23 protein-coding genes, 1 tRNA gene and 1 pseudogene are annotated in these 26817 nt (G+C 65.1%); 11 read left to right on the forward strand and 14 right to left on the reverse strand.

Annotated features, from left to right (window positions below; all coding sequences use genetic code 11):
* Positions 1-299: 299 nt before the first annotated feature.
* Positions 300-2699: a heavy metal translocating P-type ATPase gene (locus RHM57_RS02860; RefSeq protein WP_322189827.1), complete on the forward strand. Its 2400-nt coding sequence runs from the start codon at positions 300-302 to the stop codon at positions 2697-2699.
* Positions 2700-2706: 7 nt separating this feature from the next.
* Entirely contained in the window at positions 2707-3264 is a 558-nt protein-coding gene (locus RHM57_RS02865; protein WP_134558764.1) for a hypothetical protein, read from the forward strand.
* A gap of 52 nt (positions 3265-3316) precedes the next feature.
* Here the strand turns inward: RHM57_RS02865 and RHM57_RS02870 are convergent, their stop codons facing one another.
* The 6 genes from RHM57_RS02870 to RHM57_RS19530 all read right to left on the reverse strand — a co-directional run bounded on the left by RHM57_RS02870 (position 3317) and on the right by RHM57_RS19530 (position 8132).
* Complete coding sequence (locus RHM57_RS02870; RefSeq protein ID WP_322136279.1) at positions 3317-3562, reverse strand: hypothetical protein; 246 nt, start codon at positions 3560-3562, stop codon at positions 3317-3319.
* Positions 3559-4488, reverse strand: a complete 930-nt coding sequence (lgt, locus tag RHM57_RS02875) for a prolipoprotein diacylglyceryl transferase (protein ID WP_322189579.1) — start codon at positions 4486-4488, stop codon at positions 3559-3561. The genes RHM57_RS02870 and lgt overlap by 4 nt, the downstream gene beginning before the upstream one ends.
* 80 nt (positions 4489-4568) lie before the next feature.
* Entirely contained in the window at positions 4569-5906 is a 1338-nt protein-coding gene (locus RHM57_RS02880; protein WP_322140687.1) for a peptidoglycan DD-metalloendopeptidase family protein, read from the reverse strand.
* A complete protein-coding gene (locus tag RHM57_RS02885) occupies positions 5899-6498 on the reverse strand; it encodes a M23 family metallopeptidase (RefSeq protein WP_322189580.1) in 600 nt (199 codons plus the stop codon). The genes RHM57_RS02880 and RHM57_RS02885 overlap by 8 nt, the downstream gene beginning before the upstream one ends.
* A 479-nt stretch (positions 6499-6977) precedes the next feature.
* Positions 6978-7442 carry a hypothetical protein gene (locus RHM57_RS02890; protein ID WP_322136276.1) on the reverse strand — a complete coding sequence of 155 codons (465 nt, stop codon included), beginning with the start codon at positions 7440-7442 and terminating at the stop codon, positions 6978-6980.
* Between the two features lie 207 nt (positions 7443-7649).
* Positions 7650-8132 (reverse strand): DUF4395 family protein, encoded by a 483-nt coding sequence (locus RHM57_RS19530; RefSeq protein ID WP_369125151.1) that lies wholly within the window; start codon positions 8130-8132, stop codon positions 7650-7652.
* Positions 8133-8598: 466 nt separating this feature from the next.
* On the opposite strand from RHM57_RS19530, the gene RHM57_RS02895 reads away from it, so the two are divergent.
* From RHM57_RS02895 to RHM57_RS02905, 3 genes are all read left to right on the forward strand, one after another.
* The gene (locus RHM57_RS02895) at positions 8599-8928 is read left to right on the forward strand and encodes a metal-sensitive transcriptional regulator (protein WP_134558771.1); all 330 of its coding nucleotides are present in this window, start codon (positions 8599-8601) and stop codon (positions 8926-8928) included.
* A 94-nt stretch (positions 8929-9022) separates the two neighbouring features.
* On the forward strand, positions 9023-9343 hold the full coding sequence (locus RHM57_RS02900) for a heavy-metal-associated domain-containing protein (protein WP_134558772.1): 321 nt from the start codon (positions 9023-9025) through the stop codon (positions 9341-9343).
* Positions 9343-11652, forward strand: coding sequence for a heavy metal translocating P-type ATPase (locus RHM57_RS02905; RefSeq protein ID WP_322189581.1), 2310 nt, complete (start codon positions 9343-9345; stop codon positions 11650-11652). Before RHM57_RS02900 ends, RHM57_RS02905 begins: the two co-directional genes overlap by 1 nt.
* Positions 11653-11685: 33 nt before the next feature.
* Here RHM57_RS02905 and RHM57_RS02910 read toward each other — a convergent pair whose 3' ends face one another.
* The 3 genes from RHM57_RS02910 to RHM57_RS02920 all read right to left on the reverse strand — a co-directional run bounded on the left by RHM57_RS02910 (position 11686) and on the right by RHM57_RS02920 (position 14860).
* Complete coding sequence (locus tag RHM57_RS02910; protein WP_134564075.1) at positions 11686-12717, reverse strand: LacI family DNA-binding transcriptional regulator; 1032 nt, start codon at positions 12715-12717, stop codon at positions 11686-11688.
* Between the two features lie 80 nt (positions 12718-12797).
* Positions 12798-14174, reverse strand: coding sequence for a HAMP domain-containing sensor histidine kinase (locus RHM57_RS02915; RefSeq protein ID WP_322189582.1), 1377 nt, complete (start codon positions 14172-14174; stop codon positions 12798-12800).
* Positions 14171-14860 carry a response regulator transcription factor gene (locus RHM57_RS02920; protein WP_322189583.1) on the reverse strand — a complete coding sequence of 230 codons (690 nt, stop codon included), beginning with the start codon at positions 14858-14860 and terminating at the stop codon, positions 14171-14173. Before RHM57_RS02920 ends, RHM57_RS02915 begins: the two co-directional genes overlap by 4 nt.
* Positions 14861-15000: 140 nt before the next feature.
* Here RHM57_RS02920 and RHM57_RS02925 point away from each other — a divergent pair, with 140 nt between their 5' ends.
* Together RHM57_RS02925 and RHM57_RS02930 are read left to right on the forward strand one after the other, a co-directional pair.
* Entirely contained in the window at positions 15001-15600 is a 600-nt protein-coding gene (locus RHM57_RS02925; protein ID WP_322136273.1) for a sulfocyanin-like copper-binding protein, read from the forward strand.
* A 69-nt stretch (positions 15601-15669) separates the two neighbouring features.
* Positions 15670-15966: an SHOCT domain-containing protein gene (locus RHM57_RS02930; protein WP_322136272.1), complete on the forward strand. Its 297-nt coding sequence runs from the start codon at positions 15670-15672 to the stop codon at positions 15964-15966.
* A 72-nt stretch (positions 15967-16038) separates the two neighbouring features.
* Here RHM57_RS02930 and RHM57_RS19535 read toward each other — a convergent pair.
* A pseudogene (locus tag RHM57_RS19535) lies at positions 16039-16293 on the reverse strand (transposase); the annotation flags it as partial.
* A gap of 969 nt (positions 16294-17262) precedes the next feature.
* Here RHM57_RS19535 and RHM57_RS02940 point away from each other — a divergent pair.
* Positions 17263-19800 (forward strand): cell wall-binding repeat-containing protein, encoded by a 2538-nt coding sequence (locus RHM57_RS02940; protein WP_322136271.1) that lies wholly within the window; start codon positions 17263-17265, stop codon positions 19798-19800.
* 233 nt (positions 19801-20033) lie between these two features.
* Here the strand turns inward: RHM57_RS02940 and istB are convergent, their stop codons facing one another.
* Positions 20034-20789, reverse strand: coding sequence for an IS21-like element helper ATPase IstB (gene istB, locus RHM57_RS02945; protein ID WP_322136270.1), 756 nt, complete (start codon positions 20787-20789; stop codon positions 20034-20036).
* Positions 20786-22024 carry a Mu transposase domain-containing protein gene (locus RHM57_RS02950; RefSeq protein WP_322136269.1) on the reverse strand — a complete coding sequence of 413 codons (1239 nt, stop codon included), beginning with the start codon at positions 22022-22024 and terminating at the stop codon, positions 20786-20788. Before RHM57_RS02950 ends, istB begins: the two co-directional genes overlap by 4 nt.
* A gap of 1 nt (position 22025) precedes the next feature.
* Here RHM57_RS02950 and RHM57_RS02955 point away from each other — a divergent pair, with 1 nt between their 5' ends.
* Positions 22026-23198 (forward strand): site-specific integrase, encoded by a 1173-nt coding sequence (locus RHM57_RS02955; protein ID WP_322136268.1) that lies wholly within the window; start codon positions 22026-22028, stop codon positions 23196-23198.
* 25 nt (positions 23199-23223) lie between these two features.
* On the opposite strand, the gene RHM57_RS02960 is transcribed toward RHM57_RS02955, so the two are convergent.
* Positions 23224-23295: transfer RNA gene (locus RHM57_RS02960), tRNA-Arg, on the reverse strand.
* A gap of 230 nt (positions 23296-23525) precedes the next feature.
* The gene (locus tag RHM57_RS02965; RefSeq protein WP_322136267.1) at positions 23526-24176 is read right to left on the reverse strand and encodes a hypothetical protein; all 651 of its coding nucleotides are present in this window, start codon (positions 24174-24176) and stop codon (positions 23526-23528) included.
* Between the two features lie 54 nt (positions 24177-24230).
* On the opposite strand from RHM57_RS02965, the gene argS reads away from it, so the two are divergent.
* Positions 24231-25922, forward strand: coding sequence for an arginine--tRNA ligase (gene argS / locus RHM57_RS02970; protein WP_134564081.1), 1692 nt, complete (start codon positions 24231-24233; stop codon positions 25920-25922).
* A 2-nt stretch (positions 25923-25924) separates the two neighbouring features.
* Positions 25925-26722, forward strand: coding sequence for a DUF2993 domain-containing protein (locus RHM57_RS02975; RefSeq protein ID WP_322140691.1), 798 nt, complete (start codon positions 25925-25927; stop codon positions 26720-26722).
* Positions 26723-26817 lie beyond the last annotated feature (95 nt).

Raw genomic sequence — 26817 nt, forward strand, 5'->3', positions numbered from 1 at the left:
CCTTTCTTCCCGTCGCTTTCTTCCCGTCGCGGTTCGGACGTGGCAATCCTCACACTGTAGCCAACGGATGCTCCCCGTGGCCTGAGAGAGCCGACCAAATTCCCCGAAGAAACGCCCAGCTTCGCAACGCGGAGAAAAGCGCCCCGTTGCTTCATCGAGGTGGTCGCATGAACGCGGATACCCTTAGGGGGTATAAGATGGTGGGTATCGGCAATCGGGGACACAGCGAACCGGCGCCGGGCACTATCTATGTTTCAGAGAGGATCGTTCGAATGAGCCAGTCGACCGAAACCACGATCATGCAAGTACGGGGCGTGGGGTGGGCGTCATCCAAAGCCGTCGCGGATACGGTCCTGTCGCGACGCCCCGGCGTGCTGGGCGTTGACACGAACGTCGTCGCGCAGACGGCGACAATCACTTTCGACCCGAGGCAGACATCGGTCGATGACCTCGCCCAATGGGTGCGCGAGTGCGGGTACCACTGCGATGGGAAGTCCGTACCGGATCACATTTGCGACCCGCTTGCCGCCAACAGTGCCACCCCAGACCCTGCCGCGGCCCATGCAGTTCCCGAGGTCACGGCGCCTGCACATTCCAGCGCGACATCGGAGAGCACTGAGCAACCCTCGGTTGCCCACACCGCGCATGCGGCGCCTCCGACGAGGACGATGCAGGACGCCATGGGGCACGGCGGCGGCCATGGCTCTATGACGATGGCTAGCATGATCAGGGATATGCGCAACCGGTTCCTGGTGGCCGCAGTCCTGTCCGTTCCGATCACGCTTTTATCGCCGATCGGTCGCGAGGTCATTGGGTTCACTTTTCCGGCACCCTTCGGGCTCCGTGACGACGTTGCGGCCCTGATCCTTTCACTGCCGGTGATCTTCTACTCCGCATGGATCTTCTTCGACGGCGCCTACCGGGCATTGCGGGCGAGAACGCTCGACATGATGGTGCTTGTGGCCGTCGGCGTCGGATCGGGCTGGCTCTACAGCGTCGTGGTCACCCTGACCGGCGGCGGCGACGTCTTCTACGAGGCCGCCACTGTCCTGGCCAGTTTTGTGCTGCTGGGGCACTGGGTCGAAATGCGGGCACGGGGCGGCGCCAATGACGCCGTCCGCACCCTGCTCGAGCTGGCCCCCGCGCAGGCCTTCGTGATCCGCGAGGGCGAACCCGTTGAAATTCCCACCGCGGACATTGTTCCGGGCGACCTGATGCTCGTGCGCCCGGGATCCAAGGTCCCCACCGACGGCGTTGTCGAGTCCGGTGATTCCGATATCGATGAATCCATGGTCACCGGTGAGAGTCTTCCCGTGGCCAAGACGGCCGGCTCCGCGGTGATCGGCGCGACCGTGAACACCACGGGCACCCTCCGGGTCCGGGCGACGAAGGTGGGCGCGGACACCGCACTGGCCCAGATCGTCGCGCTCGTGCAGGAGGCGCAGAATTCCAAGGCTCCCGGCCAGCGCCTGGCCGACCGGGCGGCGTTCTGGCTCGTACTGGTGGCCTTGATCGGCGGAATCGTGACCCTGGCAGTGTGGCTGCTGGCAGGCGCAACCGTGCCGGCGGCGATGCTGTTCGCGATCACCGTAGTCGTCATCACCTGCCCGGACGCGCTCGGCCTGGCGACCCCGACGGCGATCATGGTCGGGACCGGCCTCGGCGCCAAACGCGGCGTCTTGTTCAAGACCGCGACCGCGCTGGAAACAGCCGCACGGATCGACACCGTCGTGATGGACAAAACCGGCACCCTCACCCAGGGCAAGCCGGAAGTGACCGACTTCGTCGCAATCGGCATCGACGAGGACGAGCTTTTGGCACTCGTTGCCGCCGTGGAGCGCGAGTCGGAGCATCCGCTTGCCGCTGCGGTGGCCAGCTTCGCCGCTGGTCGGGGCGTGACCGTGGGCGACGCCGTCGACTTCGAGAACGTACCCGGGCACGGGGCTGGGGCGACGGTGAGTGGGCGTCGGGTGCTGGTCGGAAACCGCAAATTGATGACCGCGCAAGGCGTCGATATCGAACCAGTCAAGGTCCAACGCGATGCGCTCGCGTCAACGGGACGCACCGCGGTCCTGCTCGCCGTGGACGGCAAGGCTGCCGGCGTCGTTGCACTGGCGGATGCCGTGCGCCCGACCGCTGCTGCCGCCGTGGCGGCCCTGCATGACGCCGGCATCCAGGTCGTCATGCTCACCGGAGACAACGAAGCCACCGCCGCACGCATCGCCTCCCAGCTCGGGATCGATACCGTGATGGCAGAGGTACTGCCCGAAGACAAGTCCGCGAAGATCACGGAACTCCAGGCCGCCGGCAAACGCGTCGCCATGGTCGGCGACGGCGTCAACGACGCCCCGGCATTGGCGCAGGCCGACCTGGGGATCGCAATCGGGGCAGGCACCGACGTCGCCATCGACACGGCGGACGTGGTCCTGATGCGCTCCGATCCGTTGGATATCCCTGTCGCGTTGCGCATCGGAAAGGGAACCGTGCGGAAGATGCGTCAGAACCTCGGCTGGGCGATCGGGTACAACGCCATCGCCCTGCCAATCGCCGCCGGTGTCTTCTTCCCCGGGTTCGGCATCCGGTTGACCCCGGAGATCGCGGCGATCTCGATGTCCGGTTCCAGCGTGATTGTCGCTGTCAACGCGCTGATGCTGAAGCGCCTTCGCCTGCCACAGCCCGCTGAAAGCGCCAAGGAGTGAGTTGTCTGTGACCCGCATCCCTACTACCCGTGACGCGGTTCGCACGATTTGGGATGCCGGAAAGCCTCAGTATGACGGCGTCACGGACGCGGTGACCGCGGGCAAGGTCCTCACCGACCTGGTCCGTGCCATCCTCGATATCCTCGCCTATCGCCAGCTGGCGTGGGCGCCCGACGCCATCCAACTCGTATCCAACGATCGGGAGAGCTACCTCCGCTACGAGGCCGGTGACGACGTCACCGCGGACCTCGCAGTGCTCCTGTCGCTGGCACTGTCGGGCCACGCGGCAGACGGCATCGCCCTCGGAGACATCATGGGCGGCATGCCCCCGTGGATCTCCGTGCGCATCCTCATCCTGGCCTCGCCCGAGGGAGCCTCGATGAACCGCCTGGACCTTGACCCGGAAGGACCGTGCACGGTGTCCTGGTACGGGCCGTTCGACGGAACCCAATTCAGCGAAATCGCAATCGGATTCGCACTGTTCCTCACCCACCTCGTCGCCAACGTGTTCGATGACGACGAGGGTCGGGAAACGTTCGAGGAATCCTTCGCATGGGTCCACTAATAAATCCGGGACTGACCTGGAACGGCCGAGCTGGGCCCGGGCCGGCATCCATTCACTTGGGTTTGTGCGATGACAGGTTGGCGCCGATGATCACAACAACGGCCGCTACCGGATAGCTGACCAGGAGCTCAATCCAGACCGGGGGATGCGTCACTGTCGCCGGGTCCAGGTGCCCGAGCCAGTGAGTCACAGCAATCAGGACCCCCGCAACCATCACCAGCTGCCCTGATCTCAGAAAGAGGCGTCGTCGACGCTTGAGGCTGTCTGACCTGTCCTGGGCGGTACTGTCGGGCGTCATGGGTTCCCCGTGCCGTCCGGTGACGCGGGGCCGGCCGGGGCGCTGGGTGCCGGGTCGCTCGTGCCGGGCGTCGGCGGCGTCCAGGCTCGCCCCGGAAGGTACGGGCTGTTCTCGGGACCTGGATGGCGTCGCGACTGCACGACGATAAGTACGATCCCGATGAGGGCGATGACCATCGCCGTGATCATGTTGATCTTCAGGCCCACGAGTTGGAACTCGGTCGGGTCGAGGCGAAGTGCCTCCAGCCAGGTGCGACCGATCCCGTACCAGAGCAGGTACAGGCCGATCGCATTCCCCCAGCGGAGGTTGAACTGTCGTTCGACGAGCAGGAGAACGGCGACGCCGAAAAGATTCCAGAGGATCTCGTAGAGGAAAAGCGGCTGGAACAGGGTTCCGGCCGGCAGTCCGGCCGGAAACGCCGGGTTGGTCGATTCGATCTGCAATCCCCACGGAAGCGTGGTGGGAGCCCCGAAGAGTTCATGGTTGTAGTAGTTGCCCAGGCGCCCCATGGCTTGCGCCAGCAGCATCCCCGGTGCGAGCGCATCGGCGAACGAGAGGAAACGCAGCCCGGAGCGGCGACACGCAATGTACGCCCCGGCCGCCCCGAAGAGTACCGCCCCGAAGATGGCCAGGCCCCCCTCCCACACGTAGAGAGCTTTCCAGAGGTCGGCGCCGGGAAAGAAATAGTCTCCCGGATGAGTCACGACATGGTACAGACGGCCGCCCACGATGCCGAGGGGCACCGTCCACAGCGCGATATCCAGCACGAGGCCGGGCTCGCCTCCGCGTCGGGTGAGGCGCCGGGACGTCAGCCACACCGCGGCCGCGATCCCGGCGAGGATGAACAGGGCATAGAAGTGGATCCGGAGCGGACCAATGCTGAAGAAACTGATGTCGGGGCTGGGGATGCTGGCGAAGAGAATCATGGACTCGTTCGGCTTTCTCGGGGTGGTGATGGTGCGCGGGGAACATTCGAAACAGATAGGTGCGGGAGGCTCGGGAAGTGTTAGCCCAGGGTCACGCCTCGCGCGCTCATGAAGGGTTGCGGATCAATGCGTGCGCCATCGACGCGAACTTCGAAATGGAGATGGCAGCCACTTGACGCGCCGGTCGTGCCCACGTCAGAGATCACTTCGCCGGCGCCGACGCTCTGGCCGACGCTGACGTGGAGAACGCTGTTGTGGGCGTAGCCGGTTTGAACGCCGTTGCCGTGATCGATCAGGATCCAATTGCCGTAGGAACCGAGGTACCCGGCGTACACGACGGTCCCGCCCGTCGCCGCACGCACAGATCGGCCACACGCTGCTGCCAGGTCGGTTCCGTAGTGAAAGGGGCCAACCCCGGCCACCGGCTTATTCGGTCGGGGTCCAAAGGGGTCGCTGATCCAACCGGAGACGGGAAGAGCCCAGCCCTGAGCGCTCAGCTGCCCCGAATCGCGCCCGCTGCCGGTCCCACTGCCATGTGCTTTCGCGTTCGCAGCGGCGCTAGCGGCTGCCGCCTCGGCTGCTGCCGCTGCCGCCGCTGCCGCAGCCGCAGCCCGGGCTTGTTCGCCCTTGGTGAAGTCCGCTTCGGTCGCCTGACGGTTTTCTTGTAAAACCACGAGTTGAGCCGCCATCGTGGTCGCATTGTCTTGCTGTTCAGCAAGTTTCGCCTGCAGTGCGGCGTCGGCCGCCGTGGCTTCTACCAGGGCCGTCTGGGCCTTTTCGGAGAGGCTAGCGAGAATGCTCTTGGCCACGGTGGCCTGGTCGGTCAAGGCTTGCGCGGAATTCCTCTCGCTGGCCGCCTTCTTGTAGATCCCGTCGGTTTGCTCGGTGAGTTTGCCCATCCGGGCCAATTCTGACAACAACTCGTCCGCTTTCCCACTATTGAGGAGGAGCGTCAGGCTCAGGTCGGCGCCACCGGAACGGGACAAGGACGATGCCAGCCGCCCCGCCTGTTTTTTGGAGGCGTCGGCGCGCTGAGTGGCGTCGTCGGCCTGTCCCTGGAGCTGGCCGGCACGGTAGTTCGCCTGGTCGAACGCTCCCTGGGCAGCCTCGAACTCGCTGCTGCGCTGGGCCTGAAGTAATTTCGCGGTCTCTACTTGCGTGTTCAACGCCGAGATAAGATCCGTGAGCTGAGTGATCTGGGCTTGCTTGGCGGTTTCACTATTTCGGGCGTTCTGGACGTCTCCCCACGATGGGTACTCGGTTGCTTGGGCTGGCGCCGGAATGCCCGTGAAGGCAATAAGGACCAGTGCCGTCAGGACCGCGACCCATGTCGGGCGGCCCGGCTTGGAAGAGCGACTCTGAGCCGCGGGTTCACGAGAAGCCAGGCGACCACCTCGACGTGCGGCCGAGTCAACCAAGAGTGACTCCTCGCGCGCTCATGAACGGCACCGGGTCGATCTGGGTGCCATCGACGTGGGTTTCGAAGTGGAGGTGGCAGCCGCTGGACGCACCGGTAGTGCCCACTAGGGAGATGGTTTCGCCCGCGGTGACGTTTTGTCCGACACTGACGAGCATTTTGCTGTTGTGGGCGTATCCGGTTTGGACGCCGTTTCCGTGGTCGATGACAATCCAATTCCCGTAGCTGCCATTCGAAGCAGCGAACACGACGGTGCCACCGGTGGCGGCGACGACCGGGGTGCCGCACGAGGCGGCCAGGTCGGTTCCCTCGTGGAAAAGCCCGACGCCTTCGACGGGTCGATCCAGTCGCGGTCCGAAAGGGTCGCTGATGAATCCGGCCACGGGGAGCGCCCACGCCTGACCGAGGAGCTGGCCGGTATCGCGGCCGCCAAGCGACCGCACCGAGAGCCCGGCGCTCGACGATTTCTTAGGGACGACTTTGGGTATGACTTGAACCGAGTAACCGTCGCGCGTGATCACGCCGGCTGCGACAGTGCTGCTGACTTCCGAGTACTGAACACCCTGCCGTGCAGCACTGGGAACAAAGGGCACCGTGGTCGACGCCTCCGTTGAGACCGCCACCGCCGGCAGAGACGTCGTGACCGCAAGAAGGGTAACAGCGAGGAGCGCTGACCAGGCTACGACTCGGTGTCGAAGGGACGGGTGCGGGCGCCTGGGAGCCGTGGATTGTCTCGGCGGTGCAGCCCGGCGCGGACGCTCCGACTCGCGACGAGCGCGGCGGGTACCCGGCTCAGCCGGCGCACCGAAGGCGGTTGGACGGCCCGAGTCGTGAACTCGAGCACGATGGGTGTGGGAGCGCGGGGACGCTGAGGAATGCATAAGACGTGTCCGAAATCTCGCCGAAGGCGGGGAGCATGTGAAGACCAACGATGTGGGGTCCGCTCAGGGTTCGAGGGACCGGACCCGTGACAGTGACGGGTCAATCGGGACGTGATCCGGGTGTACGCACACAGCAGTGCGGATCGTCGCCGAAGGCGAACGGAGACCAATATCCCCGCCAATGACCGTGATCAGATACGGCTAATCGACAAAAGTGTCAGTGAGGGAAAGTACACATGATTGCGGATCTCGGCGACGACGCGGACAAGGCCACCGCCACCGTCCTTGAGCGTCTGAAAGAGAGCAGGGCGCCGAAGAAGGAGGACGATGGCGACCACCGTGATCAGCACGATGCACCCTGCCGCCATCAGAGCGCACCCCACTGCGCAGTCCGTGCCGCAGGTATTGAGCGCCGACAGCGGGCCGACCCGATCCTCCGACGTCGCTAAGACGTTGTCCGCAACGGCCGGGGTCTCGCCATTCTGCGCCGAGAATTGAGTGACTCCGGCGACCGCTCCCTGAACACCGTCATGGGCGTCGAGCATCGAATGCAAGGCGAGCAGGCTAACCAGCACGCCAACGAGGGCCAGCGAAACGGCGAGGGCACGACTCAGAGCGCGTGGTCGGGAACCGGAAGTACCGGAGCGTCGAGACATGCGCGACTCTCCTCTCCCGTGTCCGCGTCGCCGGCGAAAAGCCAGCACATACCCCCCTAGCGTACGCGGAGAACTCGCAGCCAGCTGGCAACTTCCTGAGCCGGGCGGCAGCCGCAGGAGAATTCAGGCTGATAGGTGTTGGTGGTGGTGGCTGTCCGGGGAGTGTTCAAGCTGTGGATAATGGCCTTGTGAACGCGTTCCCGCCGGTTACCTTGTCGCTGCGTGGGGGAAAAGAAGTCTGTAGAACCACGATCCGAGGCACCAATGAGTGGTGGTGAGTATCGTGCCTCCCAGAGCGACCGCTCCTCCCAGGACGAATCCCAACGCTGACACTCCGTAGTAGAAGGACAAGGCTGAACCGGCAATGAGCACGGTGGACAGGAGGTAGGAAAACTGCCGGGGACGCGGCGTGGGGGGAAGCGGGGGCGCGCGAAACATGTGGCGTACGCCCAAGTTGTAAACCAAATCGAGAATCATGCCACGAGGGAATAACGCCCCGGTGAGGGGAACGATTGCCCCCACTCCAAGAAAGATAGGCGACTGTAGAGCCAATCCGACAAGGATTAGGACGGTGCCTACTGCCGGAGTGAATCGTAGGGGCCCTGCGTAACAGGACTTGGCGTCATCATCGAGACCTCCAAATCCCTGTTTATTCAGGTTGGTCTTCGTGAATTCTCTCAAGGCCGCCATTTCAATTCCTTAGTGTTGGACATAGACAGTCCCATGCGGTTATGGACAGTGAACACTTGCGCCGCTTTGAAGGTCTGCCGTGTCGCTAGGCTAGTGCCGCTCGGTCACAGGATCATGCAAAGGGTTCGGGCCCAGACTGGAAAGCCCCCGGTCATCGGATCTCCTGCGGCAGGCCGACAAGCCGCATCCTGAGCCTGAGATCGAAAATCAGCGATGCGTCGTATGGTGTGGCGCGCAGGCAGGTGCGCGGGTTTGTCTCCAAAGTCGCATGCTCACGGCCCGTGCGCGCAGTGCACTCGCAAGCCATCCCTGACCGCGGCGATCGCCAGGTGTGAGGCGGCATCAGCGATCTTCTGGGCTGTGTCCACGGTCGTCATGCCCGACGCTCTGAGACCCGTATTGGGGATCCAACGTCCTGTACCATAGGGGGGTATGAACGATCGTGCGAAGGAAGGGTAAACCAGCCATGACAAACGTGAGCGCAACACCTGCGGGTGCGGAGCTCCATAGCGGACCGCACGGCTACATCTCCAACAAGGACGACTATCTGAAGCGGCTGCGTCGAATCGAGGGCCAAGCCCGCGGGCTCCAAGGCATGGTCACTGACGAGAAATACTGCATCGACATCCTCACCCAAGTGTCTGCGATGACCAGCGCGCTGCAGTCAGTGGCTCTCGGACTCCTCAACGACCACCTCAACCATTGTGTGCTCGACGCCGCGGTGCGCGGTGGAGACGAGGCAGAGGCCAAAATCAAGGAAGCCTACGACGCCATCGCCCGCCTAGTGCGTTCGTAATCGTCGCGCGTACCGGACCCGGTGGCATTTTGGTACCCCCAAGGGGTATAGTGGGAATATACCCCGTTGGGGTAACCGAAAGGACGTATCACTCATGAGCGAAACCACAGTAAACGACCTGGGCCTGACCGACGCCTCCTGCGCCTGCGGGACACACACTCAGTCCAGGGCCAATCAGGCCGCCGCTCCGGCCGACGGGGCGACGAACACCTTTCGGGTGCTGGGAATGACGTGCTCACACTGTGTGGCCAGCGTGACGAAGGAAATCGGCAAGTTGGCTCGCCCTGAGGATGTGAACGTTGACCTCGTCCCCGGCGGAGTCTCCCTCGTCACTGTTACCGGCGCCCCGCTCGATCGCACGGCTGTCGCCGCGGCCATCGACGAGGCCGGCTACGAGTTGGTCGCTGAGTCCTGATGAGCGGCGTCCGGATGGGCGGCGAACACGTCGACCTTCTTGTTGGCGGGATGACGTGCACCTCGTGTGCTGCGCGCATTGAGAAGAAGCTCAACCGCATGCCCGGGGTCGAGGCCACGGTGAACTATGCGACCGAGAAGGCCAGCGTCTTTGTGCCGGAGGGCACGACTGTCGCTCAGGCGATCGCCGTGATCGAAGAAACCGGATACACGGCCGAGCGTCCGAAACCGCCGGAGGCAGTTGCCGACGAGGCCCCGAGCCAGCAAGACCGAGACGTCGCCAGTCTCCGCCAACGACTGATCGTTTCCGCGATTCTGGCAGCGCCGGTCGTCGCGATGTCGGCAATTCCGCCGCTGCAGTTCATCAACTGGCAATGGCTCGCCCTGACTCTGGCTGCACCCGTCGCCGTCTGGGGTGCCTGGCCGTTCCACCGGGCCGCCTGGACGAACTTTCGGCACGGTGCGGCCACTATGGACACGCTCATCAGCATCGGTGTGTTGGCCGCCCTAGGCTGGTCGCTCTTCGCGCTTTTCTTCGGTACGGCGGGCATGCCCGGTATGACCATGGCATTCAGCTTCACGGCCAGAGCTGATGGTGGCGCGAGCGAGATCTACCTCGAGGTCGCATCCGCGGTCACCGTCTTCATCCTTGCTGGACGCTACTTCGAAGCACGCGCCAAAAAACGATCCGGCGCGGCACTACGTGCGCTGCTCGAGCTGGGAAGCAAGGAAACCGCACTCCTCCGCGACGGCGTCGAAACCATCGTGCCGACCTCCTCGCTCGTCGTCGGTGACCTGTTCGTGGTGCGCCCGGGCGAGAAGATTTCAACGGATGGTGTCGTGGTCGAGGGCGTGTCGGCGATCGACGCGAGCATGCTCACCGGCGAAGCGGTTCCGGTCGAAGTCGGTCCGGGCGCCGTCGTTGTCGGGGCGACTCTCAACTCGGGCGGCAGGCTCGTCGTCCGGGCTACCCGGATCGGCGCCGACACCGAGCTCGCCCAACTCGGGCGCCTCGTCGAGCAGGCCCAGACCGGCAAAGCGGATGTCCAACGTCTGGCGGATCGGGTATCCGCAGTGTTTGTGCCCATCGTGATCGCCCTCGCCCTGGGCACCCTCGTGGTCTGGCTGAGCCTGGGCGCCGGACCGGTCGTCGCCTTCACCGCCGCCGTCGCGACCCTGATCATCGCCTGCCCGTGCGCGCTCGGGCTGGCCACCCCGACGGCCCTGCTCGTCGGCACCGGCCGTGGCGCGCAGCTCGGCATCCTGATCAAAGGCCCGCAGGTCCTGGAGTCCACCCGGCGCGTCGACACGATCGTGCTCGACAAGACGGGCACCGTGACCACCGGGCAAATGACCCTCGTCGCGGTCGTACCCATCGGCGCCCTCAGTGAAGTTGAGCTTCTCGGCTTCGCGGCCGCCGCAGAAGCGGGCTCCGAACACCCGGTCGCCCGCGCCATCGTTTCCGGCGCGCGTGACCGGATCGCCGTACTTCCCACGGCGGAATCGTTCCAATCCGCAGACGGCCTCGGTGTGCAAGCTGTCGTCGACGGCCGGATTGTCTTGGTCGGCCGCCCGCAGTGGCTGACCGACCACGCCGCCATCGCTTTCCCGCCCGAACTGGCTAACGCTCTGGCCGCCTGTGAGAATCAAGGTCAGACGAGTGTCGCCGTGGCCTGGGACGGGGTGGCCCGCGGCATCCTCGCCGTTGCAGACACCGTCAAGGACACGAGCGCCGCCGCGATCACCGAGTTCCGCCGCCTGGGCCTGACCCCGGTGCTCCTGACCGGGGACAACGCGACCGTCGCCCGCAGCGTCGGCACCCTGGTTGGCATCGACGACGTGCGCGCCGGGGTTCTCCCCGCTGAGAAGGCCGAGGTCATCCGTGCGCTCCAGGCGCAGGGCCGGGTCGTTGCCATGGTCGGCGACGGCGTGAACGACGCCGTCGCGCTCGCCACCGCCGACCTCGGCATCGCCATGGGCACCGGCACCGACGTCGCGATCGAGGCGAGCGACCTCACCCTCATCCGCAGCGACCTCGTCGCGGCAGCGGATGCCATCCGGCTGTCCCGGCGCACGCTCGCCACGATCAAGGCGAACCTGTTCTGGGCCTTCGCCTACAACGTGGCCGCGATCCCGCTCGCCATGCTCGGCCTGCTCAACCCCCTGATCGCCGGCGCCGCAATGGCGCTGTCCTCGATCTTCGTGGTCAGCAACAGCCTCCGGCTCCGCGGATTCCGCGGGCTTGACGTGGCCATTGACCCCTCTCGCTCCACGAGTACGGCAGCGGAGCGGTCGACTACCCACGCCTGATGGCCAGCGCAGCATCAGAGTGATCGCGTGATATCAGACCGGTGCGGCACCGCTCGACTTGGCGGGTGGTGCCGCACTCTCACGGATGACAAGAGCCGGACCGTCCGAGGCAAACCCTCGCCCGAGGGAACCCGCTATCAACCCCTCAAGTACCAAGAAAGCGCGATTGCCCACTCCGGCGAAGTCTTGTTTCACTGTCGTCAGCGCGGGACACCACAACGCCGAAAGCGGATGGTCGCCGAAACCAACGACACTGACCTCAGCAGGGACAGATCTTCCGCCTTCGGCGAGACCGCGCATGACTTCCATGGCGAGAACGTCACTGCCACAGAAGACCGCTGTGACGTGAGGCGAGCGGGCCAATTGGCGTCCAATGGCGCATCCCGAGTTCGGTTCTTCACTGGAATGAATGACCTCCGGAATCGCGGCCCCCGCTGCACGAAGGGCACGGCGCCAGCCCACGATCCGTTCGTCCTCATTCGGCGAGGCGCGAACGCCGACACAGTGCACCGTCGTATGACCGAGCCCCAGGAGGTAGGCCACGAGTTCCTCCGCTGCTCCAGAGTCATGCAGTGGAACGTGCGGTACGACTGTTTCGGGCGATCCTGCCGCAGCGACCGTGAAGATTCCTTCTGGGATTCGGTGGAGCGTGGCAACCCCTGCCGCATCGGAGGTGAGCACGATCACACCAGCAATTGCCTGGTCAAGGACGAGCGACAGAGACTGATCGATGCTGTCGTCGTCGGCATCGCCGACCGCGGTGAGGCTCATGAGGTAACCCGCTTCTCGGGCACTCTCCTCGATGCCTCGGATGATCTCCGCTTGTTCGAAGGCCAACGTGGTTCCGGCCAGTACCGCAACAATGCTGGCACGGCGGCTTGCCAAGGAACGGGCTGCTGAGTTCGGCCGGAACCCGAGTTCGTTAACCGCGGCGCGAACCCGCGTCAGCCTGTCGTCACTGACGCGTGCGGACCCATTGAGAACACGAGACACGGTCGCGATGGAAACGCCGGCCAGTCGAGCTACGTCATCGACTGTTGGATTGCTTACGTTGTTCTGGGACATTAGGCCCCACTTTAGGTCACACAAATTCAAGAACGCGCGCCAGCTCACTCAGGGAACCGTGTTAACAGAGACGTCGGTGGTTATCGGGCCCCGATTCCGGGAGCCCGTGTTCCCGGCAGCCGAATGGTGATTCCCGTTCCCGTTCCCGGCGCGGACGTCGCATCGACGGTGCCACCGTGCCCGATGACGAGTTCGCGGACCAGGGCGAGGCCGATACCCGAGCCGGACACGTGTGCCGCCTCCCGGCCCCGCCAGAGCCGGTCGAAGATGTGCGGGAGCTCGTCGGCGGCGATGCCGGGGCCGGTATCGCCGACAGCCAGTACCGCCCGGCCGTCGTCGACCGTCACGGTCACGGTCACGTAATCGCCCGGCCGGCAGTAGCGGGCGGTGTTGGCAAGCAGGTTGCCGACGGCCTGGTGCATCCGGTCGGCGTCTGCGCGCACCCAGGCCGGCCCGACCGGCTCCGCGATGATGGTGAGACCGGCAGCCCGCAGCCGCGGCTCCCACTCGGACAGGGCGGCGCGGGCGACCTGGGCGAGGTCGACGGCGGCGAGGTGCAGTGACAGTCCTGCCGTCTCGACCGCCGACAGTTCGGCCAGGTCCGCGACGATGCGTCCGAGCCGCAGCGACTGGTCATGCAGCCCCGCGAGGCTTTCGGGTGTCGGCTCCACGAGGCCGTCACGCAGTTCCTCCAGGCCGGCCTGAAGGGCCGCGAGCGGGGTGCGCAACTCATGGGCCACGTCCGCGGTGAGAGTGCGCCGATCACGATCGGAGCGGACGACCGCGTCGGCCATGCCGTTGAACGCGGAGGCCAGCTCGCCGAGCTCACCCGGAGCCGGCTCGGTGGCCCGAGCCTGCCGGTCTCCGGTCGTGAACGACCGGGCGGCATCCGTCATGGCCCGGATCGGGCGGACGAGCAGCCGGGTGACGAACCAGCTCGCGCCGAGCGCGATCACGAGGGCGACGACGGCGGCGACGGCGATCCAGGACCAGGTGACGTCGAACACGGTTGTCCCGGCCATCATGCCGAACGTCATCCGAACCGTGCCAACCTGGGCGCCGTCGACCATGACCGGTGCCGAGGCCACGGTCTGGCCCATAGCCGACCCCATTCCCATGCCCTGCCCGTCGGCGTTGCCGCCCATCATTCCATCTCTCGACTGGACAGGCGTACCCGTCATGTCCACCACAGTGAGCCCGGCGGATGCGGCGTCACCGATTGCGAGGGTGCGGCCCAGTTCCGCTGTCGCCCAGTCTCCGGCCGATCGATAAGCATCGGCGGCTGCTGCGGCCGCGGAGTCCGCGATCTGCTGTCGGTCGGCCTGCTGCGTGACCTGCACGCCTCGATCCACGCCGACCAGGGCGGCGACGCTGAGCACGAGCACCGACGACACGGCCACGAGTGCGAATGCGAGCAGGAGCCGGCGTCCCAGCGAGCCGAGGCCCAGGATCCTCATGACGGCTCGTCCTGACGGAGCGCAAGACGATAACCGACGCCGAGGACCGTCTCGATGATGTCGGCGCCGCCCGGCCCGAGCTTGTGGCGCAGATTCTTGATGTGGGAGTCGATGGTGCGCTCATACCCGGCGTATTCGTAGCCGCGCACCCGATTCACCAGCTCATACCGCGAGTAGACCCGCCCAGGAGCGGTCGATACCGCCGCGAGGAGTCCCCATTCGGTCGGAGTCAGGTCGAGCGCAGCGCCGTCGAGCCACGCCTGGTGGGCACTGTCATCGATTCGCAACCGTCGGCCGCCGTAGCTTGTCGGCCCCGTTGTGGTCGTCGAACCGCCATACCGATGTAACACGGCCTGCACGCGCAGCACGACTTCGTGGGGGCTGAACGGCTTCGTCACATAGTCGTCTGCACCGAGTTCCAGCCCCTGGATGCGGTCCTCCGTCGTGCTGCGCGCCGTGAGGACGATCACCGGGACGGTTCCGAGAGTGTGGATTTCCCGGAGGATGTCGGTTCCGTCGATATCGGGAAGACCCAGATCGAGGAGCACCAGCTCGCACGCGGACAGGAGGCGCAGTGCCTCCACACCAGACGTTGCCGTGAGCACCGCGAAGCCGGCTCGTTCAAGGTAGCGGCGAAGGATGTCGCGGATGTCACGCTCGTCCTCGACGACCAGCACGGTGGGCATACCTCACCCTAACGCGCGTCCTTTGGGCGAAGACTCCGTCGCCGCAAACCTCCACACCATCTCCACACGCACGCCAGTCGAACTGCACAGCGGACGCGCAGAGTGGGGAACATCAACCCACTCGATGGAGGAGAAACATCATGAGCAGGAGCATACTCACCGCTACCGCGATCGCTGGCGCGGCCGCGACGATCATCGGTCTCACCGGGCTGTCCGTCGGTGCCGTCAGCGCCATGAGCGGCAGGGGGCCGGATTTTGGTGCGGCGGCCGGATCGTCCTGCGCAACGCCACAGCTTGCTGGCACCGTCGTGAACGTGTCGCTGCGGAACATGGGGGGTTCCATGATGGGCGGCGACAACGGGATGATGGGTGGCAACACCGGGAACGGAATGATGCACCGCGGTGCCATGAATCTGAGCCTCGACCGGTCGAGCGTCAGTTCGGGAACCGTATCCTTCCTCGCCACCAATGACGGCAGCATCAGCCACGAGCTCGTCATACTTCCGCTCGTGGATTCGCACGTCGCGGGTAGCCGGTCGATCTCCGGCGAGCACAAAATCGACGAAACCGCCAGCCTTGGCGAGGCCTCCGCCACGTGCAAGGCCGGTGAAGGTACCGGTATCGCCCCAGGCAGCGCCGGCTGGGTGACCCTCGACCTCCCACCGGGACGGTACGAAGTCATCTGCAACCTGCCAGGCCACTATGCCGCCGGGATGTACCAAGAACTCACCGTCACCTGAAAGTGACGGGCTCAGCGGAAGCCGCGGAGACTCTCAATCAATCAAAACCGAACAAACGAAGGAGACAAAATGATGTGGGGCAACGGAATTAACATGGCGTGGGGTTGGCCGTTTGGGCTACTGGTCATCGTAGGCATCGTGCTGCTCGTTATTTGGGCGGTTCGCTCCGGTGGTGGCTCGGCGCAGCGCAACGGTCAGCAGGCGGCGTCGATGCCCGATGTGGGAGCCGCGCAGCCGAGCAAAGCCCGTTTGATTCTGGACGAGCGCTTCGCTGCTGGCGACCTGCGTGCGGAACAGTATCGGGAACAGCTGAAGGTGCTCGGTATTCCAACTCCCGGCGTCGACGAGGGCAACCGAGAGAATTAGATCAAGATCTCCTGTTCAGGAGGGCGCCCTTATGTTTTCATCGAGCGACGAGCTAGCGGCCGGCGTGAGCTATTAAGTGCCGACGCGGAGTATGGCGTAAAGGACGTCATAGCGACGTCGGGCGAGGGAGACGAGGGCGTGGTTGTGTTATTGCCTTGGGCGACCTTGCGATGGTCGTAGGTCCGTCAGACCGGATCTCGATGCGCGGTGAGCGCAGAGAAAAACAAGGCCCATTTGAGGATCCTCTTTTCGACGGGATGGGTGATAGCCATGGATGGATGTACCGGAGAGCCGGGTTACTGGGGCGAGTCCGGCGTAGGCGGCGAGTTGGATGGACCGCAAGCGTATGGCAGGGCCAGCCGTTTACGCGACGATGGCCCCATCCCGGGCGTCGGTCTTCGCTTCAGCAGTGTGGAGGTCCGCGATCCGGCATATGGTGAAGCCCGCCCGAACCCACGAGCACTTTGTCGGCCTGCGCGACACCGATCGGCAACGCGCCGATCGTGGCTGGTCGGTCCATGGTGAACAGGATCTGGCCGTGTCTCTTCTGCCGCCCGACCGGGTCCCGCAGCTTGGCTTCCTCGTTGGGCACGGCCTTGGCGAAAAGGTGCCTGCCAGCCCGGTTGAGGGCGACCGCACTGTCATGAGTGCTCCCATCCCTGGCTTCGCTAGCCTGGAACCGCGGCATCAGGTCTTGGCATCCAAATGGCGAACGGTCTGGGACGAGTCCCGACCCAGCCCCTCTCAGCGATCACTTGATGCCAGTCAGGCCCGGTTACAACGCCCGCACAGGTCACGCCGATTGAGGCTGCGAAGAAGACTACGAAGAAAGTAACGGGGCATAAGTGCCATTTACGGATGCCGCTTTCGAAGCTCAAATTGAATTCGCGCCCATTTGACCGTTCGATTTTGTCTTCGCGCTCTCCGTCCAGAGCCGCACCGACACGTAGAGATTTCTGCGCAACTCGGGTTCGCCCTTCGCTCTGTTTGCCGAGGATCGGCAACGCTTCACCTTAGACACGATTGGCTCGTTCCGGAATTGCCCGTTCAACTCGCTTCGAGCACCCCTACACGCCATTAAACGAGCGCGCCAGTAGAGGATCGTTCGGTTAACCACATGCGTGTGCGTGATACCAGCGCGAAACCCGCAGAGTCCCGACGAGCCATTGCTCTGGCACCTGTTCGAAACTAAGACTGAGGCACCGGGCACCTTTCTGCGTCTCACCTCACGTCAACTCCCGGGATAGCGCGTCACCGTCGACCAGCTGCCGAACACCATTGAGGAGCACAGACATCATGTATGAACTTTCAAGTCGCCGCCGAATGCTGCTGCGCAACATGGCTGTACTCACCGGGGTCGGGCTGGCTCTATCGCTCGGGATGGCGCCCGCGCAGGCCGCGATCACAGATCCTCCCACGGTCGTGAGTTTCACTTTTGATGATGGCAACGCAGACCAGATGGCCGCGCTGCCGATTTTCGACTCCGCCGGCATGAAGGGCACATTCTTCATCGCTACCGGTTGGATCGGCGCCCAAGATTACATGACCCAGGCTGACCTGGCCACTCTCAAGGCCGGAGGCCACGAGATCGGGGGACACACCGTCAGCCATCCCGACCTAACGCTCGTCCCAGCGGATGAGGTCACGAAACAGATCTGTCAGGGCAGGAATACCCTCGCCGGCTGGGGCTACCCCACCACGGACTTTGCCTACCCGTACGCGAGTCTGAACCCGGCCGTCTCCGCTGCTGTGCAAGCCTGCGGCTTCAATAGCGCCCGCAACCTCGGTGACACGTTCACGCGGTTTGGCGGTACTGCCGGTCTCTTCGCTGAGACGATACCGCCGCTGAATGCCTTCGAGACTCGTGCCCCCGACGAGATCGACTCAACGTGGACGCTCGCGGACCTGCAGAAGACTGTGACCGATGCGGAGACGGCGGGCGGTGGCTGGGTTCAGCTGACTCTGCACCACGTCTGCACCGGGGCATGTGACCCGCTGAATCTGACGATCACCCCGACGCTGCTCCAGCAATTCGTTGACTGGCTCAAACTCCGCGCCGCCACGAACAACACGACCGTCAAGACGGTCGCGCAGGTCATCGGCGGGGCTGTCAAGCCCCTCGTCACCTCGACCAACACTTTCCGCGCCGCTCCCGGCCCAGGCGAGAACGCTGTGCTCAACCCAAGCCTCGAGACGCCCGGAGCCGTTGGACAGACGCCGCAGTGCTGGCAGCCGGGTGGATTCGGTATCAGCACGAGGACGTTCAGTACCGTGACCGCCGCACACACAGGAACCGCCGCTGAACAACTGGTCGTGACAGGTCTGGTCACGGGAGACGCGAAGCTCGCACTCACGCAGGACCTCGGCACCTGTGCGCCGACGGCCACTCCCGGTCATACCTACTCGCTTCGGGCGTGGTACACCTCGACGGCCAACACGCAGTTCGATGTTTACTACCGAAATGCCGTCGGTGGCTGGATCTATTGGACGTCTGGTCCTCAGTACTTGCCCTCGACGACATATACCCAGGTGGCTTGGGACACGCCCCCGGTCCCGGCAGGATCCACCGGGCTCAGCTTCGGGCTCAACCTTATCTCGAATGGCACTCTGGTCACCGATGACTACGCCCTGTACGACACCGTTGGCGCACCGGCGACCGCCGTGACGTCTGCAATCCCCACCATTTCCGGAGTGCCTGGGGTCGGTCTGGTTCTCACGGCCCTTCCTGGCGTTTGGGCTCCGGCTACCGTCACCTTCGCATACCAGTGGTTCGTGGCTGGCGTTGCTGTCGCTGGAGCCACGACGGCAACGTACACGCCGGTACTGGGGGATGTCGGCAAGGCGGTGACCGTAACGATCACGGGCTCGCAGACGGGCCTGCCCTCGGTGGCAGCATCGAGCCCTGCGACTACCCCGGTTGCCCCGGCTGCCGCGGCCACCGTCGCACGGTTGTGGGGTCCTGACGCTTACGGAACCTCGGCGGCCGTGTCCGCGGGTTCATTTGCCGCGGGGGTTCCCGTGGCGTACGTAGCAACCGGAGAAACCTACCAGGACGCGCTGTCTGGTGCGCCTGCGGCGGGGGTGAACAAAGGGCCTGTCCTTCTCGTTCAACAGAACGGGATCCCGGGCGTGATCGCCGCGGAGCTGGCGCGACTCCGACCGGCTCGCATCGTCGTGCTCGGCGGAAACCTTGCCGTCTCGGACGGAGTGTTCGCGACCCTTTCAGGGCTTGCGCCGACGACCAGATTGTGGGGTCCTGACGCCTACGGCACGTCAGCCGCGGTATCGGCAGGTACGTTCGCCCCCGGCGTGCCGGTCGCCTACATCGCCACTGGGGACACCTACCAGGATGCCCTGTCGGGCGCGCCCGCGGCTGGCATAAACAAGGGGCCGGTCCTGCTGGTTCAACCGAACGGAATTCCAGGCGTGATCGCAACTGAGCTGGCCCGGCTTCGTCCCGCACGGATAATCATCTTGGGTGGAAACCTGGCCATTTCAGACGGTGTTGCGGCGGCGCTGGCAGGAATCGCACCGACGACCAGACTTTGGGGACCTGATGCGTACGGAACGTCAGCGGCCGTATCGGCCGGAACCTTTGCAACCGGGGTTCCGGTGGTGTACCTCGCAACTGGGGCCACCTACCAGGATGCTCTTTCGGGCGGGTCTGCAGCGGTCGTGAATGGCGGTCCAGTGCTCCTCGTCCAGCCGAACGGTATTCCCGCAGTGATCGGCGCCGAGCTAACGCGGTTGAAGCCAACGAAGATCGTGATCCTCGGTGGGAATCTGGCGATTTCCGATTCCGTCATGGCGCAGGCGCTATCGCTCGCAAAATAGGACGACCATTGTCGAGCAGCTGAAGAGCAACATTTTTGATGCCCAGGCGGTATCACCGTCTGGGCATTCCTCGAAGAAAATGATTTCGACATCTGTTGGGAGAGGGGTTGCGAACGTGGGAAGTGTGACTTCATACACGACTGCGTCGGGAAAGAAATATCGCGTTTGTTGACGCCGACCCAAAACAGGGCCAATAGTGCCGTTTGAAAACAGGACCACTATGTGTGTTTCTACTATGCCGTATCGGCGGCGGGCTGGTGGCTTTTGAGCCGGTAGCTGTTGCCTTTGAGGCTGAGGACGTCGGCGTGGTGGACGATGCGGTCGATCATCGCGGACGCGACGGTGGGGTCGCCGAAGACCTCGCCCCAGCGCCCGAATGACAGGTTGCTCGTCAAGATCAAGGACGCGTGTTCGTAACGGCTCGCGACGAGCTGGAAGAACAGGTTCGCCGCGTCCTGGTCGAACGGAATGTAGCCGACCTCGTCGCAGATCAGCACGCTGTAACGGCGGAGGCGGATCAGTTCCGCGGCGAGCTTGCCGCGGGAATGGGCCTCTTGGAGGCGGGCGACCCAGCCGGTCGCGGTGTCGAAGAGGACGCGGTGGCCGTGTTTGGCGGCTTGGACGCCCAGCGCGACGGCGAGGTGGGTTTTGCCCGTGCCGGGCGGCCCGAGGAGCACGATGTTCTTCGCCTCGGTGGCGAACACGCTCGTGCCGAGGTGGGCGATCAGGTTCCTGTCCGCGGAGGGCTGGTGATCGAAGTTGAAGTCCTCGAGGGTCTTGTGGCCGGGGAACCGGGCCGCTTTGATCCGCAGGGCCGCACCGGACGCTTCCCGCTCGGAGACCTCACGGGAGAGCACCGCGGCAAGGTATTCCTCGTGGGACCAGCCCGCGTCGCGGGCCTGGTCGCCCAGGCGCCGGAACGCGTCACCGATCCTCGGGGCGCGCAGCGCGCGGGCGTAGTACTCGATCTGAGACGCCGCCCCGCTCACGCGAGCCTCCCCAACTCGAGCAGGCCGGGCCCGATATCGACACCGAACACGTCGTCATAGTCCGACAGGCTCGCCGATTCGACGAACGCGACGTGGGCTTGGGGCCGTTGATGGCGGTGCAGGGTCTGGAACTGGCGCCGGAGCACGGCGGCCTGGGCGACATGGTCAGGGTCGGTGATGGTCAGCTGACGGGCCCAGGCCCGGTCGTGAGAGGTCACGGTGACACCGTTGTGGGCGACGTGGACTTGGTCAAGGTCAGCGCTCACGTCCACGAGCCTGCCGATCAGGGCCGGCGCGACGGAGTAGTCGTTGGAGTGCACCCGGACGTAGTAGTCCCGGGGCAGACGCACCGTGTTCCGGAACAACACGTCTGGCGCCACCGGCGACAACGGCCGCATCGCGGCCCGGTCCTGGTCGATCAAGTCGACCGGGCGGGCGCGCCGGGACCGAGAGTGACGCGCGTTAGCCACGGGCAGCCAGGACGCGAGCTGCTCGTTGAAGTCCTGCGGCGACAGGAACACTCGGCCCGGCATGAACGACGAGCGGAAGAACCGGTTCCGCCGCTCGACCATGCCCTTGGACTCCGGGTCCCGGGCCTTGAGGAGCTTGACCTCGGTGCCGAGAGTGCCCGCGAACGCGGCCGCAGGCTCGGTGAGCTTGCCACGGCCGATGCCGGACTCGTTGTCCCAGAGCAGCCGTCGCGGGACCGCGCGGGCAGCCTGGAGCAGGGACCACATCCCGCCGAGCAGATCCGGTGTCTTCCGAGACGGCAGCATCAGGGCTTGGAAGAACCCCGAGAACGTGGACGTCATCACCAGCACCGGCGGCGTGCCCTGCTGCCCGTGGCCGAGCGGGAGGTCCTCGTGGGGGAACCACAAGTCGCACTGGACCTGCTGTCCGGGCTCGTGCACGAGACGGTCCGCGGGGTCCGGCGGCACGTACTCCGGCCGGATCCCAGCGACTTTGTCCCGGAACACCGACGCAGACCCGAGCCAACCGACCCGTTCCGCGAGCGTTGACGCGGCCATCGTCGGCGTCACGGCCAACAACACCCGAACCTGCGGGGCGAACGCGTCAAAACTCGACCCGACCGCGGGCCGCTGGTACTTCGGCAGCCGGTCCGTTTCCAACGCCCGATCCACCGTTCCCCGAGACACCCCGACGAGCCGGCCGATCTCCCGCTTCGAGTGCTGGCCCGTGGAAAACAGTTGGCGAATCTTCGCCCAATCATCCATATTGATCACCTTCCATAATGGTCGGTGGCCCTGTTTTCAATCGGCGATACTGGCCCTATTTTCGGTCGGCGTTAACAGCGTTCAGTACCGGAAGCCCGACCACAGCTCTACCACCAGACGTGGGTTCTCAACGAAGAAGGAAGCAACGCTGTTCCTCGCCTCGGTTGAAGTGTCGAAGAGTCGCGGCTCCTACGTAGATCCCACGCGCTCTCGGGTAACTGTGGCCGAGTGGATGGATCGCTGGCTCGCGACGCGTAGCGATCTCCGACCTTCCACCATCGATAGGGCCCAAGGCATAATCCGGCGCAATATCGCTCCCGACCTCGGGGGCATTCCCCTCGGCGACTTGGAACGGATGACCGTCCAGGAATGGGCCTCAAGGCTCTCTGAAACCCAAGCGCCTTGGTCCGTGCGCAAAATCGTCAATACGCTGGGGGGCGCGCTGCAGATGGCCGTCGACGATGGCCGGATCACTACGAATCCTGCCGCCCGCCTGAAGCTCCCCAAGGTTTCCAAAGTTTCCAAGACGTACTTGACTCACGAGCAGGTCCATGACCTCGAGGAAGCCGTCGAGGGTCGAGGCGTTGGATATGGACTCGTGGTCCTCGTGTTGAGCTATTGCGGCCTTCGCTGGGGCGAACTGGCCGGACTCACCGTTGCTGATGTTGATGTAAAGCGCGGCCGGCTCGAGGTGCGGCACACGATGATCGAGATCAACGGCTACCTCGAGGAATCCACGCCCAAAGACTATGAGGAGCGATCAATCCCGGTTCCCGCATTCATTCTCTTGAGACTGGAACAGGCAATCGCGGACCGGAAGCCAGGCGACCACGTCTTCGTCGGACAACGAGGCGGAGGTGTGCTCCGCAATCGCATCTTCCGCCGTGGCTTCCTGACTGCGGCAGCCGCGGAAATCGGCGTCCCGGGCCTGACTCCGCATGAGCTCCGTCATACATGCGCAAGCCTTGCTGTATCGGCCGGTGCCAACGTCAAAGCACTCCAAAGAATGCTGGGTCACGCCTCCGCGAAGGAGACTCTCGACACCTACGCGGACCTCTTTGATTCGGACCTCGACAGTGTTGCAGTCGCGCTGAATCAGGTGGCCGTGAAAGTAATTGAAGTCAAATCGAAGTCACACGACGATCTTGAGAACCTCGGGACTGAGACAGATTAGCCGCTGGTCTGGACTTTTATTGGTGTGCCCCCAGGCAGATTCGAACTGCCGCCCCTGCCTCCGGAGGGCAGTGCTCTATCCCCTGAGCTATGGGGGCCCGGGAAAACACTAGGTTACCAGCATCCGGGAGGCCGGTGTTCGCACCGGCACCTAATCGGGAGCGCTGCGGCCATCCGGCGCGGGTGTTCCGCCGCTGCGCTCGTGGTATGCCACCCGCGTTGAGGCGCAACTCCCGCGCTCGGCACAGCGGCCGTCAGCGGGCGGAATCGAGCGCGGGAGTTCCGCCGTTGCGCGGGATTTTTGCCCTCTTCGTCAGGGTGGGGCGAGCTACTTCAGGTGGCCGAGGGCCGCGGAGACGAGGGACTCGGCGTCGCCGGGCTCCAGGAAGTTCGATGAGCTGATCGTGAGCCAGTACGTGTCGGTGAAGACCTGAGCCTCGCCGATGCCGTTGGTCACGGCGAAGAAGCCCTGGACGGTCGGGGGAGTGCCATAGGTCGGGACGATCTTCGACGACGCGACGGCCTTGTCCTGCTGCTGCGTCATGAGCTGCGCGTTGGGCTGGGTGAGCGAGATTTCGATTGTGCCGTCGCTCGACTGGTTGAGCAGGCCGCACGTGAGTCCCTGGAAGGAGGCCGCGGTCTTGGCCGATGAGGATGTCGGCTTGTAGGAGGGGTCGGTGCCGTAGTTCGGGTTGAACGCGTAGACGTCGTCCAGGGTGAGCAGGTCGGTGCACGTCATCGCGACAGCGGTCCCTGCCGGGGTCGGCGTGGGCGTCGGTGTTGCCGTCGCGGCGGCCGATGCGCTCGCTGACGAGGAAGAACCCCCGGTCGCGGGGGCGCTCGCCGAACCGGAGGCCGAGGGCGCTGCATCCGCTGCGCAGCCGGACAAGCCAATGAGACTCAGCGCGCCGACGCAGAGGAAGACTCCGGCGCGCAAGCGCCGGGCGGACGGGGAGGCGGGCGAATCGAAGAGAGTCACGGGTTGACCTTACCAAGCGAGGTCCTCGAAACCGGGCCGGTAAGCTTGGTTTCCGTGACCCCCGCCGAGCTTTCCGAATCCCTGTTCGCCCTGATCCAGCAGTTGGGTGAGCGCCGACGCGCAGAAGGCATCGACACCGGTGGGCTCGACCTCGTCCTGGCCAACGCCGGCGACGTCACCCTCGAACGCCCGCGCAACCGCGACCACGGCGACTGGGCCTCGAGCATCGCGATGAAGATCGCCAAGCCGCTCGGCTACAAGCCGCGCGAGGTCGCCACCGAACTCGCGGCAGGGCTCGAGGCGCTGCCCGACGTCGCCTCCGTCGAAATCGCCGGCCCCGGCTTCATCAACATCCGCCTCGAAGCGGCATCCGCCGGCGCGCTCGCGAAGACCATCGTCGAAGCCGGCCCGGCATACGGCACCGGCCACCTCTACGACGGCATCAAGATCAACCTCGAGTTCGTCTCGGCCAACCCCACCGGCCCCATCCACATGGGCGGCGTCCGCTGGGCCGCCGTGGGCGACAGCCTCGCCCGGGTGCTTCAGGCGGAGGGTGCGGATGTCACGCGCGAGTACTACTTCAACGACCACGGTTCGCAGATCGACCGTTTCGCCCGCAGCGTCCTGGCCGCCTATCTCGGCGAGCACACCCCCGAGGACGGCTACGGCGGAGCGTACATCGGCGACATCGCCGACCAGGTCGTCGCGAAGTACGACGGAACAACCCCGATCGCCGACCTGCCCCGCGAGGAACAGCAGGAAGCCTTCCGCTCGATCGGCGTCGACCTGATGTTCACCGAGATCAAGGAGAAGCTGCACGGCTTCGGCGTCGACTTCGACGTCTACTTCCACGAGGACTCGCTGCACGAGTCCGGCGCGGTCAACCGGGCCATCGAGCGCCTGCGCGGCCTCGGCCACATCTTCGAAGCGGATGGCGCCATCTGGCTCCGTACGACGACCTTCGGCGATGACCGTGACCGGGTCATCATCCGCTCGAACGGTGAACCGGCCTATATCTCCGGCGACCTCGGCTACTACCTCGACAAGCGCGAGCGCGGCTTCGACCAGAACCTGATCATGCTCGGTGCAGACCACCACGGCTACGTCGGCCGCATGATGGCCATGGTCGAGGCCTTCGGTGACGTCCCAGGGGTCAACCTGCAGATTCTGATCGGCCAGATGGTCAACCTGCTCAAGGACGGCGAACCGTTGCGGATGTCCAAGCGCGCCGGCACGATCGTGACCCTCGACGACCTCGTCGACGCCGTCGGCGTCGACGCCGGCCGCTACTCGCTCGTGCGCTCCTCGAGCGACACCGCGCTCGACATCGACCTCGACCTGCTCGGCAAGCACAGCAACGAGAACCCGGTCTTCTACGTGCAGTACGCCCACGCGCGCACCTGCTCCGTCGCCCGCAACGCCGCGGCAGCGGGCGTCGAACGCACCGACTTCGCCCCTGAGCTGCTCGTGCACGACAGCGAGTCCGCCCTGCTCGGCGTGCTCCAGGAATACCCGCGCATGGTCGCCCTCGCCGCCGAACTGCGCGAGCCGCATCGCATCGCCCGGTACATCGAAGAGGTCGCCGGCTACTACCACCGCTGGTACGACAACTGCCGGGTGATCCCGCTTGGCGACGAGCCCGTCACGGAACTGCACCGCACGCGCCTCTGGCTCAACGACGCGACCGGCCAGGTCATCCGCAACGGCCTCGGCCTCCTCGGCGTGGCTGCTCCCGAGCGGATGTGACCGTGGACCGCGACGCCGCAACGGGCAGGGGAGCCGCAACGCGCAGGCGCCGTGGCCTGAGTGGTTTCATCATCGCGACGATCGTGGTGCTCGCCCTCGTCGCCGCCTTCTTCGTCGCCGATGCCGGCGTGCGCAACTACGCCGAGAACCGGGCGAAGGCCGAGATCGCGGCGCACCTGCCCGATTCGGTCACGGGCGACGTGTCCGTCTCGATCGGCGGCCTGTCCGTGATCGCGCAGTACCTGATGGGGAGCTTCGACCGGGTCACCCTGGTCGCTCCCGCCCTCACGGTGAACGGCGTGCCGGCATCCGTTCACCTCGTCGCGACCGACGTGCCCGTCGACCAGGCCAAACAGGTCGGCGACGTGCGCGGAACGGTCGACCTCGACCAGGCGGCGCTCAACACCCTGCTCGCGGCGGCCCTGCCGAAGGGGGCGCCCGCAGCCAACCTCGTGCTCGGCGACGGCACCGTGCAGTACGAGGGCAGCGTGAGCGTCTTCGGCCTGGACATCGGCTACCAGGCCACCGCCACCCCGACCGCTGCGGCCGACTCGCTGCTCTTCACACCGAGCAATGCGACGATCACCACCGGGGCGGGCAGCCTCGATGCGACGGCAATCCTGCCGCTCGTGCTCGGCCAGCAGCCGGTCCGGGTGTGCGTGGCCGGGTACCTCCCCGAGGGCGTCAACCTCGCCGGCGTCGACGTCACACCGGGGCGGGCGCGCATTACGCTGGAGTCGAGCACCCTGACGCTCACCGCGCAGTCGCTGACCACCCTCGGCACCTGCTCCGCCGGCTGATTCGGCGCGCGCACCCCTTGCTCGCTAGAATCGGTGCAGGTTCGCTGTCATACCGGCGGAATCTTCACTGGCTTCAGGGACCAATCCGGGTTCGC

The organism is Cryobacterium sp. 10S3, from assembly GCF_034344045.1.
GTDB lineage: Bacteria > Actinomycetota > Actinomycetes > Actinomycetales > Microbacteriaceae > Cryobacterium > Cryobacterium glucosi.

What these genes read in the sequence shown, in the direction of transcription:
- RHM57_RS02860 (WP_322189827.1), top strand. Translation starts at nt 300, where the DNA reads ATGCAAGTACGGGGCGTGGGGTGGGCGTCATCCAAAGCCGTCGCGGAT.
- RHM57_RS02870 (WP_322136279.1), bottom strand. Translation starts at nt 3,562, where the DNA reads ATGACGCCCGACAGTACCGCCCAGGACAGGTCAGACAGCCTCAAGCGT.
- lgt (WP_322189579.1), bottom strand. Translation starts at nt 4,488, where the DNA reads ATGATTCTCTTCGCCAGCATCCCCAGCCCCGACATCAGTTTCTTCAGC.
- RHM57_RS02890 (WP_322136276.1), bottom strand. Translation starts at nt 7,442, where the DNA reads ATGTCTCGACGCTCCGGTACTTCCGGTTCCCGACCACGCGCTCTGAGT.
- RHM57_RS19530 (WP_369125151.1), bottom strand. Translation starts at nt 8,132, where the DNA reads ATGGCGGCCTTGAGAGAATTCACGAAGACCAACCTGAATAAACAGGGA.
- RHM57_RS02895 (WP_134558771.1), top strand. Translation starts at nt 8,599, where the DNA reads ATGACAAACGTGAGCGCAACACCTGCGGGTGCGGAGCTCCATAGCGGA.
- RHM57_RS02900 (WP_134558772.1), top strand. Translation starts at nt 9,023, where the DNA reads ATGAGCGAAACCACAGTAAACGACCTGGGCCTGACCGACGCCTCCTGC.
- RHM57_RS02905 (WP_322189581.1), top strand. Translation starts at nt 9,343, where the DNA reads ATGAGCGGCGTCCGGATGGGCGGCGAACACGTCGACCTTCTTGTTGGC.
- RHM57_RS02910 (WP_134564075.1), bottom strand. Translation starts at nt 12,717, where the DNA reads ATGTCCCAGAACAACGTAAGCAATCCAACAGTCGATGACGTAGCTCGA.
- RHM57_RS02915 (WP_322189582.1), bottom strand. Translation starts at nt 14,174, where the DNA reads ATGAGGATCCTGGGCCTCGGCTCGCTGGGACGCCGGCTCCTGCTCGCA.
- RHM57_RS02920 (WP_322189583.1), bottom strand. Translation starts at nt 14,860, where the DNA reads ATGCCCACCGTGCTGGTCGTCGAGGACGAGCGTGACATCCGCGACATC.
- RHM57_RS02925 (WP_322136273.1), top strand. Translation starts at nt 15,001, where the DNA reads ATGAGCAGGAGCATACTCACCGCTACCGCGATCGCTGGCGCGGCCGCG.
- RHM57_RS02930 (WP_322136272.1), top strand. Translation starts at nt 15,670, where the DNA reads ATGATGTGGGGCAACGGAATTAACATGGCGTGGGGTTGGCCGTTTGGG.
- RHM57_RS02940 (WP_322136271.1), top strand. Translation starts at nt 17,263, where the DNA reads ATGTATGAACTTTCAAGTCGCCGCCGAATGCTGCTGCGCAACATGGCT.
- RHM57_RS02950 (WP_322136269.1), bottom strand. Translation starts at nt 22,024, where the DNA reads ATGGATGATTGGGCGAAGATTCGCCAACTGTTTTCCACGGGCCAGCAC.